Origin of the sequence: Pedobacter sp. N36a (assembly GCF_014472395.1) — a bacterium.
Taxonomy (GTDB): Bacteria; Bacteroidota; Bacteroidia; order Sphingobacteriales; family Sphingobacteriaceae; genus Pedobacter.
Window position 1 is genome coordinate 406,823 of sequence record NZ_JACSZW010000003.1, and the last position, 12,739, is coordinate 419,561.

A 12,739-nucleotide genomic window follows, 5' to 3' on the forward strand; every position below is an offset into this window, starting at 1 on the left:
ACAAATGAAAAGATAGGAATCGAAAACGCTGAACAGGCGAATCGAATAGATAAATAAATGAAAACATATTCCGGCTACATCAACTGCCGGAAAATTGGAGCAGCATATACCATGAAAAATTATATAAAAGCAGACGAATGGAACATTGTTGAGGAAGGTTTTGATCCTCACTTAAATAAAATATCAGAGAGTTTATTCAGTATTGGAAACGGCAGAATGGGTCAGCGCGCCAATTTTGAAGAAGATTATACAGGAGAAACGCTGCAGGGAAATTACGTAGCAGGTGTTTACTATCCGGATAAAACCCGTGTCGGCTGGTGGAAAAACGGTTATCCTGAGTATTTTGCCAAAGTATTGAATGCCACAAACTGGATCGGTTTAAACATCCAGATTGAGGGAGAAACGTTAGACCTGAATACTGCCGAAGTCACCGATTTTAAGCGGGTACTGAATATGAAAGCAGGAACGCTGAGCCGCCAGTTTACTGCCAAATTGAAAAGTGGTAAAATGGTAAAGGTGGAGTCGATCCGTTTTTGCAGCATCGTTGATGATGAGGTGGCCGCTTTACATTACCGCATTGAGGCCCTTAATTTTGAGGCTCAGATCAGCATCACTTCTTTTATTGATGGAGATGTAAAAAACCAGGACTCAAATTATGACGAGAAATTCTGGGAGGAGGTTGCGCAGCAACAAGAAGAGCATACCGATTACTTAGTGCTAAGGACTAAAAAAACCGAATTTGACGTATGTACGGTGAGTAACACCCGTATTTTCAAAAACGATCATTTACAAGCCCTAAATCCAATTGCAAAAGATAAATATCTGGGACAACAGGCTTCCTTTGTCCTGGCCCCGAATGAAACGATTGATTTGTATAAAATCGTGGCTAATTTATCTTCGCAGAACTATGATAAATCAGACTTAATGAGCGCTGCAAAAGCAACAATTTCGAAGGCTTTGGAGAAAGGTTTCGAACAATTGAAACATCAGCAGGCAAGGGCATGGGCTCAGAAATGGGAAGAAGGCGACATCGTGATCGAAGGTGATGTGGCTGCTCAGCAAGCCATCCGATTCAATATCTTTCAGCTGAACCAAACCTATACTGGTAAAGATGCCCGCTTAAATATTGGACCTAAAGGTTTCACAGGAGAAAAATATGGAGGTTCTACGTACTGGGATACCGAGGCCTACTGCATTCCTTTCTACCTTTCAGTAGCGCCGCAGGAAGTGGCTAAAAATCTATTGGTTTACCGCTACAAACACCTGGATAAAGCGATAGAAAATGCCGCTAAATTAGGCTTTAACAATGGTGCAGCCTTGTATCCGATGGTGACTATGAATGGCGAAGAATGCCATAATGAATGGGAAATCACTTTCGAAGAGATCCATAGAAACGGAGCAATCGCCTTTGCGATTTTCAACTATATCCGTTATACTGGCGACGAGAGTTACTTGGCAGAATATGGGCTGGAGGTATTGATCGGCATTGCCAGATTCTGGAAACAAAGGGTCAACTGGAGCGCAGAGCGGAACAAATTTGTAATACTTGGCGTAACTGGTCCGAATGAATATGAGAACAACATCAACAACAACTGGTACACAAATAAACTAGCTGCCTGGTGTTTAACCTATGCAATGGAAGCTGCGGAGAAAGTAAAGTCGCAGGCTCCGGAACAATATTTAAAAATTGTAGCGCAGACAAAACTGGAGGAATTTTCGGAGTTCAAGGACTGGAATTCGGTAGCCAGTCAGATGTATTATCCTTACCATGAAGGGGAAAATGTGTTCTTGCAGCAGGATGGTTTTATGGACAAAGAGCAGATCCTGGTTAAAGATTTGCCGGCAGATCAGCGTCCGCTGAACCAAAAATGGAGCTGGGATCGTATTTTACGTTCTTGCTATATTAAACAAGCTGACGTATTGCAGGGGATGTACTTCTTTGAGGAAGAATTCGACCTGGAAACCCTGAGAAGGAATTTCAATTTCTATGAAAGCAGGACTGTTCATGAAAGTTCTTTATCGCCGTGTGTCCATAGTATCCTTGCGGCAAAACTGAACGACGAGGAAAAAGCATATGAATTTTACCTGCGCACCGCACGTTTAGATCTGGATGATTATAACAACGATACAGAAGACGGCTTGCACATTACTTCAATGGCAGGTACCTGGATGAGTGTGGTAGAGGGTTTTGCAGGGATGCGTGTGAAGGATGGCAAATTATCTTTCCAGCCATTCTTACCGAAAAACTGGGCTGCTTTCTCCTTTACCATCGGTTTCAGGGGATTACAGCTGAAGGTACAGATCAATGAATCGGAACTGATCATTAGAAACAATTCGGAGGAAACCTTAACATTAAGGGTATTCGAACAGGAATGTGCTGTGCCACCGGGAGAAAAAACAATTGCTTACAAGCCCTCATTGGTATGAGAAAGGCATTCGGTAATAGGAAACAGGGGCTGATGGTTAATAGAGGAATGTTCCTCGGTATTATTTTAACAGGATGCACGTTTTTCGGATTTTCAAGTTACAGTATGGCCCAGAGTAAACCTGTTATTTATCAATTATTGCCCAGGTTATTTGGGAATAAGCAGAGTCTGAACCTCCCTTACGGAACTATTCAGCAAAATGGTTCCGGTAAGTTTGCCGATATCAACAACAAGGCATTGGATGGAATTAAAGAATTAGGCGTGAGCCATGTTTGGTATACCGGCGTGATCGCCCATGCCAGCCTAACTGATTACCGTGCTTTTGGCATCCCTGTGGATAATGCAGAGGTGGTAAAAGGCCGTGCAGGATCTCCGTATGCGATTCGTGATTACTATGATGTAGATCCTGATCTGGCGGTGGATGTGAAAAACCGAATGAAAGAGTTTGAAAGCTTAATCGCAAGAACCCATCAGAAGGGCATGAAGGTGATCATTGATTTTGTACCCAATCATGTGGCGCGTTCCTACCATTCTTTAGCGAAGCCGAAAGGCGTATTCGATTTTGGTGCAAAGGACGACCACAATAAAAGTTTCAGCCCGGCTAATGATTATTACTACACGCCAGGAAAGGACTTTGTGGTTCCGGTATCAGCGGTTATCCTGACGGAAACTTCCGCTGTAAATGGTACCATCAGATCAGCCGTAAATGCTTTAATCCCGCTTGAACACCAGACATTTAAGGAAAGTCCGGCTAAAGCAACCGGAAATAACGTGTTTTCTGCCAATCCTTCAAAAGATGATTGGTATGAAACGGTGAAACTGAACTACGGATTAGATGATGCCAATGGTGAGCAGCAGCATTTTATCCCAACTCCTGGTGTATGGCTTAAAATGAAAAATATTTTAAGTTACTGGGCGGCAAAAGGTGTGGATGGTTTTCGTTGTGATATGGCAGAAATGGTGCCTGTAGAATTTTGGGAATGGGTGATTCCGGAATTGAAAAAGAAACACCCAGGACTGATCTTTATTGGTGAAGCTTATAATCCGGCGGTTTATTATACCTATCTGAGCAGGGGTCATTTTGATTACCTATATGATAAAGTAGGTTTATATGATGGCTTAAAAAAACTGATCAGAAATGAGCCGGAAGGGAATGTACAAGACATTTCAAAAGTATGGCAGGTACAGACTGCCGGATTTGGACAAAGGATGCTGAGCTTTCTTGAAAATCATGATGAAGAGCGCATCGCCTCTGCAGGTTTTGCGGGAGATGCGATTCATGCTATCCCAGCGATGGTTGTTTCTGCTACTTTATCGGCAGGACCTGTGATGCTGTATTTCGGACAGGAAGTAGGGGAGCCAGGAAAAGGAATAGAAGGTTTTGGAAAAGAAGACCATAGAACCACGATTTTTGACTACTGGGGTGTCCCGGAACATCAGAAATGGATGAATAATGGTGCTTTTGATGGCGCGTTATTAGACCAGAAGCAGCAAAATCTACGTCGTTTTTATAAAGAACTGATGTACATTTCGGCTAATTCAGCAGCGATTACCAAAGGAGACATCCTGGATGTTCCGCTTGGAGAACAGCGTATGTATGCCTTTTTAAGGTATACTGAAGGTCAGCGTTTACTGATTGTTGCTAATTTCGATCGGACACAAACACTGGAGAAAAACCTGGAGATCCCAGGTCTGCTGTTGAAAAACCGGGAAATTAAAGAAAGCATAGATTTATTGTCTAAGCAGAAAGTAGAAAATACCTCGCAATCCCTATATTTAAAAGTGCTGCCCGGGACTGCTCAAATCATTCAATTTTAATTATTAATACCTGATGGAAAAGAAAATCGCGCTTAGTAAACCAAGATTATCCTCCCTGCAGATCTTTAACATGAGTGCCGGCTTTTTCGGGATTCAATTTGGATTTGCATTGCAAAATGGAAATGCTTCCAGAATACTTCAAACTTATGGTGCAGATGTGGAGCATTTATCGCTTTTTTGGTTGGCAGCCCCTTTAACAGGGATGATAGTTCAACCCATCATTGGTTATTATAGTGATAAAACCTGGAATAAATTTGGCCGGAGAAGGCCATATTTCCTGATCGGAGCCGTGTTGACGGCGATTGCGTTAATCTTAATGCCGAATTCTGCGGCAATGGCCAGTCTGCTGCCACCCATTATTATTGGTGCCGGAATGCTGATGATCATGGACGCTTCGATCAATGTGGCGATGGAACCTTTCCGCGCACTGGTGGCGGATAAGCTGCCCGAAAGCCAAAGGAGCTTCGGGTTTTCCATGCAAACTTTTTTGATTGGCGCTGGAGCCATTACTGGTTCCTGGCTGCCCTATATTCTTTCAGAATATATGGGTGTTTCTAAAGTCGCTGCCGCCGGACATGTTCCGCTCAACGTAATTTATTCCTTTTATGTGGGAGCTGCGGTATTGGTCGGCACCATTCTTTGGACGGTAATCACTACCAGCGAATATCCACCGGAAGAAATGGAAAAGTACCATGACGGTGCTCAGGAGGAAGAAACGAAGGGCATCATGTCTATCTTCACCGATTTCTCTAATATGCCCATCACTATGCGTCAATTGGGATTGGTGCAGTTTTTCTCCTGGTTCGCGCTGTTCTCGATGTGGGTATTTACGACGCCAGCCATCGCGCAGCACATCTATAAGGTACTGCCTGGGGATACCTCTTCGGTAAAGTTTGCGGATGCAGGAAACTGGGTTGGTATTCTTTTCGGGATTTATAACGGTGTTTCCGCGATTTATGCACTCTTATTACCAGCTATTGCAAGGGCCACCAGTAGGAAAATTGCTCATGCTTTCTCTTTAACCGCGGGTGGATTGGGCTTATTGTCTATTTATTTTATCACAGATCCACAAGACCTCATCTTTTCTATGATTGGAGTAGGACTGGCTTGGGGAAGCATCCTATCTATGCCTTATGCCATTTTATCGAGTTCTATTCCTGCAAGGAAAATGGGCGTATACATGGGGATTTTCAACTTCTTCATCACGATGCCTCAAATTATAAACGGCTTTTTTGGCGGGATGATTGTAGAGAAATTTTACGACGGAAAGGCGATTTATGCAATTGTATTGGCAGGGATTTTCATGATTTTAGGTGCGATATCTGTGCTTTATATTCAGCGCAATAAAGAAAATGCAGGGTAAGAATCGGCTGAAAATTCTGCTTGAACACCAGAAATACGACGTTATTATAGAATTTATATTAAAATTTTTACCTAAACCCGGGCGGTCTGCAAAGTTTTAAATAAAATGCCTATTTTTACAGCCCACTTATGGAACAGATAAAAACATCATTTGATTTCGAAAAACCTTTAGTTGAATTAGCTCAGCAGATTGAAAAGGTTAAACAGGTTGCCGATAAAACGAAAGTAGATATGTCTGCTACCTTGACTGAACTGGAAGAGAAGTTAGCTGATACTCAGCAGACGCTTTATACCCATCTAACAGGATGGCAGAAAGTTCAAATGTCCCGTCATCCGGAAAGGCCTCAAACCTTGGATTACATCAGTATGATCTGTGATGATTTCATCGAGATGCATGGCGACAGAACAGTAAAAGACGATAAAGCCATTATTGGTGGTTTCGCTACAATTGCCGGTCAGACGGTAATGGTGATCGGACACCAGAAAGGTAAAAATACTAAAGAGCGTCAATATCGTAATTTCGGTATGGCAAATCCTGAAGGTTATAGAAAAGCATTGCGTTTAATGCGTCTTGCAGAAAAATTCAATAAACCAGTGATTTCTTTTATTGACACGATGGGTGCTTATCCCGGGCTGGAAGCAGAAGAACGCGGACAGGGGGAGGCGATTGCGCGTAACCTGTTAGAAATGTCTGTTCTAAAAGTACCGATCCTTTGTTTCGTAATTGGTGAAGGTGCATCGGGTGGTGCATTGGGTATCGGTATCGGCGATCGTGTATACATGTTAGAACATACCTGGTATTCTGTAATTTCTCCTGAATCCTGCTCTTCTATTTTATGGCGCAGCTGGGACTTCAAAGAAAGAGCAGCAGAATGTCTAAAACTAACTTCTGATGACATGTACCAAAATCAATTGATTGATGGCATCATTAAAGAACCGCTAGGGGGTGCACACCAAAATCCTGAGTTAATGGGCGCAACGATCAAAGAACAGATCATCAGCGACCTTAAAGAGATTAAGAAATTAAAAACGGATGCCATGATTACCAAGAGAATTGATAAATTCTGTGCAATGGGTGTGGTAAACGAATCATAAAATAACAGACATAAAAGAAAAGGGCTGCAATTTAAAAATTGCAGCCCTTTTCTTTTACGATCAGATCCTGGAATAAGCTGAGACCTCATTCCATTTATTTCAGTACCTGAGCTACCTCAAATTTTAAACATAAAAAAAGGAGCATCCGTAAAAACGAATGCTCCTTTTTAGGTCCGGAACTTATTATTGTGCCGGGAAGAAAGGAGAGAACCTTGCTTCTAATACGTTAAACATATCAGCAAGCTCTTTGCTCAGTTTATCTTGCTTGTTTTCGGTAGTAGTTCTGGCCATAGAGTTCAGGAAGGATAGTCCTAACTGTACATTTTGTCCACCTACAAACCTTTTCTTGCTTTCAGAAACATCAGCCAGGTAAGTCAGCTCTTTCATAATATAATCTGCTGATTTCTCAATCAGAGCATTTGCTCTTTTGCTGTCTCCTAATTGGTATAGGTTTTCTGCCATAAAGTAAGCACCCATCATTGAACGCATACCGTAGAATTTCTCTGGCATCACTTCAAAATAACGATTCACTACTTTCTGAGCATCTTCTTTTCTACCTTCTTTCAATAGCCCGCTGATGGTATTGTTGAATACATTGGTGAAGATAGAGATGTCATCAGAAGACTGTGGGTCCAGGTATTTAGCATTCTTCACATTACCCCATACAAATTTGTTCATCACATTATTGTATAAAACAGGCGTATTGATCAGTTCGTTTCTAGAGGCTGCGGTATCTACTTTTAATGGCATTAAATGTAAAGCCAGACCTTCATTGTAAAGATATTTGTCTAAACCATTGTATTGCTCTGAAGGTACTGTGCTTGCGAAATAGATCGGTCTTTTCCAGTTGTTATGAACCAGAATGTCAAACATCGCCAAGGTTCCTTTAGTTACGTAGTTTTTATTGAACGTCCATTCTATTGCAGGAACGATTTTGGCAGAATCAGCAGGGCTCACCACACCATTTTTAAGTACTGCTGCTTTATCTACTGTGATCTTAAAGTTCTTGGTAGGAATGAAGTTTACTTTTCTACCATCATTTAATGGCAGTTTATCTTCGCTGTTTTCAGAAAGCAGCAATTCTAAAATGTTCTTCAGTTCAATATTCCCTGCGATATCCGCATTTTGGTAATACATCACGTCTCTAACGCCCTGAACATACTGTGACTCGTTCATAGAGATTGGCAGTGGCTCAGATTCGTTCATTTTACGTTTCATACCATTGATGTACCAATCGGTATCAAATAAACTCAGGTTGACTAACCTAATGTCAGGTCTGATATTTTCTACTTCTTGTGCATACCATAGTGGATACGTATCATTATCACCATAGGTGAAGAGGATCGCATTAGGCGCACAGGATTGCAGGTAATCTACGGCAATGTCATGTGCTACCATTTTAGTAGAACGATCATGATCATCCCATCCCTGAGCAGCCATAATTACTGGAGCTGCAAATAAGCCGATCACTGTAGCTAGCATACCGCCGGTGGCAGGGGTTAATTTCTTAAATAGCCATTCACGCAGGGCAAGGACACCAAATCCAATCCAGATGGCAAAGGCATAGAATGAGCCCACATAAGCGTAATCACGTTCCCTTGGTTCCATTGGTTTCTGATTCAGGTATAAAACAATTGCCATACCGGTGAAGAAGAACAATAGGGCTACAATTCCTGCATCTTTCTGATTTCTTTTGAAATGCCAGATGGCACCCAATAAGCCCAGGATTAGTGGAAGGAAGAAGAAACGGTTGTAAGCATTACTTTCTGTAATAGAAGGAGGGAGGTTTTTCTGACTACCCAGGTGAAGCGCATCAATTGGCTTAATACCGCTCAGCCACTGACCTTCATATAGACTGCCTTGTCCCTGGTCGTCGTTTTGTCTGCCGACAAAGTTCCACAAGAAATACCTCATGTACATTTGTCCGGTTTGGTACGATAGTAGGAATCCGATGTTATCAATTAAGCTTGGGAAGTGATCATCACTAAAGCCCATCATGTCTTTATAATAAGCTACGTGTCCAGCATCATCACTGTACATACGAGGGAAAGGCGTAATTCTATCATATTCGTAGTCCGACTTTTTACCGGCTACTTCATATTTTTCTGCACCTTTTCTATATAATGTTTTTCCTTCTACAGAATTTACAGCCTGTGAATTGTAGTTAGGACCAAATAATAAAGGTCTGTCTCCATATTGTTCCCTGTTCAGGTATCCTAAGAAGGAGAATACATTGTCTGGAGCACTGTTATTTAAGTTAGGATTTGCTTTTGCACGGATGATGATCATCGAGAAAGAGCTGTATCCAAACAAAATAAGGACTACTGAAAGTAAAGAAAGGTTCAGGATCTTTTTCTCATGTTGAATAGAGTATCTGATTCCCCATACGAAACCACCGATCAATAGGATGGCAAACACCATTACGCCGGTACCGAAGCCCATTCCTAAAGTATTCACAAAGAATAAATCGAAGTAAGCACCGAAGGATACGACGTATTGAATGATACCATACTGAACTACGGCAAGAATCAGGATTCCTACAATCCCTGCTTTGATAATGCCGGCAGTGGTTGGGTTTTTAACTTTCTTGAAGTAATATACAAAGGCGATTGCCGGAATGGTCAATAAGTTCAATAGGTGAATCCCGATGGATAAACCCATGATATAAGCGATAAACAACAACCAGCGATCTGCACGCGGCTCATCGGCAACAGCTTCCCATTTTAAAATACCCCAGAATACGATGGCGGTAAATAGGGAAGAAAGTGCATATACTTCAGACTCTACTGCTGAAAACCAGAAACTGTCGGAGAAGGTATAAGCTAAAGCACCTACGATACCTGCACCCATAATGGTGATGAGGTTGGCTTGACTCACTTCTTCTTTTTCTTTAATCAGCACTTTTTTCGCCAATGCGGTAATGGTCCAGAACAAGAATAGGATGGTGGCAGCACTGGCAATAGCGGAACCTACGTTCATAAAGTAAGCGATTTTAGTCAGGTCACCAAAAGCAAAAAGGGAGAAGAACCGCTGTATCATTAAGAATAATGGCGCTCCCGGTTGGTGAACTACCTGCATTTTTAAGGCTGAGGCGATAAACTCACCGCAATCCCAAAAGCTGACAGAGGGTTCTAGTGTTAGAATGTACGTTACAGTAGCAATCAGAAAACAAAGCCAGCCGGTAAGGTTGTTGATTTTTGAATAATTCATTTCTTAAGTAAAATAGTTATTGATTCGCGCTAATAAAATGCAGCCGAAAATAAAGAATAAGATTGATAAACTCATAAAGTAAGGGGAGTTTAACATATTTAACCACCAATATTAAAGTATCTTTTCTGTGGTTTGATTTCAGCGGGAGGATATTCTGCAGTTTTCTATTCCCCGGAATATCTAAAATTTGTCCTGTTTTATATTATTTTAAAATATTTTAATCTTGCCTGAGGCATAAATGCAGGTGCTTTTTCCGTTTAAAAGTAAAACACTAAATTTTTATAAAAAAAAAGTAATTTTTTTTATGCTGAGCAACTTCCTCATTTTAAATAGTTTATTTCCTTTCTGAATTATAAAGCCAATATTTTTTAAACTTTTTTTGCAGCAGGATTTGCAGATATCAAAAATGTGCGTACATTTGCATCAGATTTCAGAGCAACAATTATCCGCTTCGAAATTAAAATTGAAAGATTGCCCGATAGTATAAAGGTAGTACAACGGTTTTTGGTACCGTTTGTCTAGGTTCGAATCCTGGTCGGGCAACAAAACATATTCGGATTGTGGTTTATTTCACAATCCGATTTTTTTTAACCAGCATTGATACACCTCTAATCATGCCATTGCAGTTTAATCCAGTTAAACTTTTTGCCGGAACAGGTACAAAAGAATTAGCAATCAAAATTGCCGAGAGCTACGGCAAACCTTTAGGTGATGTCACCTTGAACAGGTTTAGCGACGGCGAATTTCAACCTTCTTACGATGAAACAGTACGCGGCTGCGATGTCTTCATCATCAATTCTACTTACCAGCCTAATGATAACTTAATGGAGTTGCTGTTAATGATTGATGCCGCTAAACGCGCATCTGCTCATTACATCACTGCAGTAGTTCCTTATTATGGTTTGGCCAGACAGGATAGAAAAGATAAGCCACGTGTTGCGATTGGTGCCAAATTGGTAGCGAACTTGTTAAAATCAGCCGGTATCCACCGAATCATGACGATGGACCTTCATGCTGCTCAGATCCAAGGTTTCTTCGATATTCCTGTAGACCACTTAGATGGTTCAGTAATTTTCGTGCCTTATATCAAAAGCTTAGGCCTGGAGAATCTAACGATTGCTTCCCCGGATATGGGTGGTTCTTATAGAGCCCGTACCTTTGCAAAGTTCTTCAATGCAGAGGTGGTGATCTGTGATAAGAGACGTAAACGTGCCAATGAAATTGAGTCGATGTCGATCATCGGTGATGTAGTTGGCTTAGATGTGGTTTTAATTGACGATATTTGCGACACCGCAGGTACTTTATCCAAAGCAGCAGCGCTGATCATGGAAAAAGGAGCGAAAAGTGTGCGTGCAGTTTGTACACACCCGGTGTTATCAGGTAAGGCTTATGAAACGGTAGAAAACTCTATGTTAGCAGAGTTGATCGTGACAGACACCATTCCATTGAAACGTCAGAGCGACAAAATCAGGGTATTGAGTACTGCTGAATTATTTGCAAAAGCAATTGCCAATGTAAATGAACACGGTTCTATCAGTGACCTGTTTAGAGTTTAATATTAATAATAAATATATATAAAATGAAAACAATCGCAATTAGCGGTTCTCCAAGAGAGAACGTAGGGAAACGCGATGCTAAAGAGCTTCGCTATGAAGGTAAAGTTCCTGCAGTATTGTATGGTGGTACAGAGCAAAAACACTTTGCTGTAATTACAACCGAATTAAAGGATGCTATTTACACTCCAGAAGCAAACTTCGTTGAAATTGACATTAATGGTACTAAAACTAAAGCTATCATTAAAGAATTACAATTTCACCCATTAACTGACCTATTGTTACACGTAGATTTTCTTCAGTTATTTGATGACAAAGAAATCTTAATGGAAATCCCAGTTAAATTAACCGGTACTTCTCCAGGTGTTAAAATGGGTGGTAAATTAGTTCAGAAATTACGTAAACTTCGTGTTAAAGCATTACCTAAAGATATGCCTCAAACAGTTGAAGTGAGCATTGCAAAATTAGAAGTTGGTAACTTGTTCCGTGTACGTGATATCGCGAAAGCTGATTACACAATCACTAACACTCCAGAAGATACTATCGTATCTGTTGGTATGTCAAGAGCTTTAAAACAAGCTGAGAACGAAGCTAACAAGAAATAATTTCTTTTAGTCCAATCTAGAAAAGCAGTATCGGCAACGGTACTGCTTTTTTTATGGAATAAAATGATTCAATGGCTGTTTTCAGCTAAACTATTATATTTGCAGCAGATGAAATACTTAATTGTTGGTTTAGGGAACATAGGTCCTGAATATGCGCATACCCGTCATAATATTGGTTTTGATATCGCTGATGAGCTGGTAAAGGGGCTTGATGGCTCTTTTTCTAATGTTCGTCTGGCCTATTATGCGGAAGTTTCTTTTAAAGGGAAAAAACTGCACGTCATCAAACCCACCACGTATATGAACCTGAGTGGAAAGGCCGTGAATTACTATATGAGGGAATTGAGAATTCCATTGGAAAATGTATTGGTGATCGTGGATGACCTTGCTTTGCCATTGGGTAAGCTCAGACTGAAAATGCAGGGCAGCAGTGCCGGACATAATGGCTTGAAAAGTATTGAGGAGCTTTGCGGCGGACAGGCTTATCCGAGATTACGTTTCGGCATCAGTGACAATTTTTCTAAAGGCAGACAGGCGGACTATGTATTGGGCCATTTTGATAAAGACGAGCAATTGGAACTTCCAGCGCTGATTAGTAAAAGCGTGGACCTGGTCAAAAGTTTCGTGACCATCGGTCCAGCTTTAACAATGACTGCCTTTAACAAATAGT

General features: G+C 41.1%; 8 protein-coding genes and 1 tRNA gene. 8 read left to right on the forward strand and 1 reads right to left on the reverse strand.

Features of this window, described 5'->3' with window-relative positions:
- The first annotated feature begins 57 nt into the window (after window positions 1–57).
- The 4 genes from H9X96_RS08180 (at window position 58) to H9X96_RS08195 (ending at window position 6,701) form a co-directional block, all read left to right on the forward strand.
- Window positions 58–2,427 (forward strand): glycoside hydrolase family 65 protein, encoded by a 2,370-nt coding sequence (locus H9X96_RS08180; protein ID WP_255431050.1) that lies wholly within the window; start codon window positions 58–60, stop codon window positions 2,425–2,427.
- Window positions 2,424–4,244, forward strand: a complete 1,821-nt coding sequence (locus H9X96_RS08185) for an alpha-amylase family protein (protein WP_255431051.1) — start codon at window positions 2,424–2,426, stop codon at window positions 4,242–4,244. The genes H9X96_RS08180 and H9X96_RS08185 overlap by 4 nt, the downstream gene beginning before the upstream one ends.
- A 13-nt stretch (window positions 4,245–4,257) precedes the next feature.
- Complete coding sequence (locus tag H9X96_RS08190) at window positions 4,258–5,607, forward strand: MFS transporter (RefSeq protein WP_187665825.1); 1,350 nt, start codon at window positions 4,258–4,260, stop codon at window positions 5,605–5,607.
- A gap of 128 nt (window positions 5,608–5,735) precedes the next feature.
- Window positions 5,736–6,701, forward strand: coding sequence for an acetyl-CoA carboxylase carboxyltransferase subunit alpha (locus tag H9X96_RS08195; RefSeq protein WP_187665826.1), 966 nt, complete (start codon window positions 5,736–5,738; stop codon window positions 6,699–6,701).
- A gap of 183 nt (window positions 6,702–6,884) precedes the next feature.
- Here H9X96_RS08195 and H9X96_RS08200 read toward each other — a convergent pair whose 3' ends face one another.
- On the reverse strand, window positions 6,885–9,911 hold the full coding sequence (locus H9X96_RS08200; protein ID WP_187665827.1) for a DUF2723 domain-containing protein: 3,027 nt from the start codon (window positions 9,909–9,911) through the stop codon (window positions 6,885–6,887).
- 472 nt (window positions 9,912–10,383) lie between these two features.
- Between H9X96_RS08200 and H9X96_RS08205 the strand changes: the two genes are divergently transcribed.
- The 4 genes from H9X96_RS08205 (at window position 10,384) to pth (ending at window position 12,738) form a co-directional block, all read left to right on the forward strand.
- Window positions 10,384–10,454, forward strand: a tRNA-Gln gene (locus H9X96_RS08205).
- Window positions 10,455–10,525: 71 nt separating this feature from the next.
- A complete protein-coding gene (locus H9X96_RS08210; RefSeq protein WP_187665828.1) occupies window positions 10,526–11,467 on the forward strand; it encodes a ribose-phosphate pyrophosphokinase in 942 nt (313 codons plus the stop codon).
- Between the two features lie 23 nt (window positions 11,468–11,490).
- A complete protein-coding gene (locus tag H9X96_RS08215; RefSeq protein WP_187665829.1) occupies window positions 11,491–12,069 on the forward strand; it encodes a 50S ribosomal protein L25/general stress protein Ctc in 579 nt (192 codons plus the stop codon).
- Between the two features lie 108 nt (window positions 12,070–12,177).
- On the forward strand, window positions 12,178–12,738 hold the full coding sequence (pth, locus tag H9X96_RS08220) for an aminoacyl-tRNA hydrolase (RefSeq protein WP_187665830.1): 561 nt from the start codon (window positions 12,178–12,180) through the stop codon (window positions 12,736–12,738).
- Window position 12,739 lies beyond the last annotated feature (1 nt).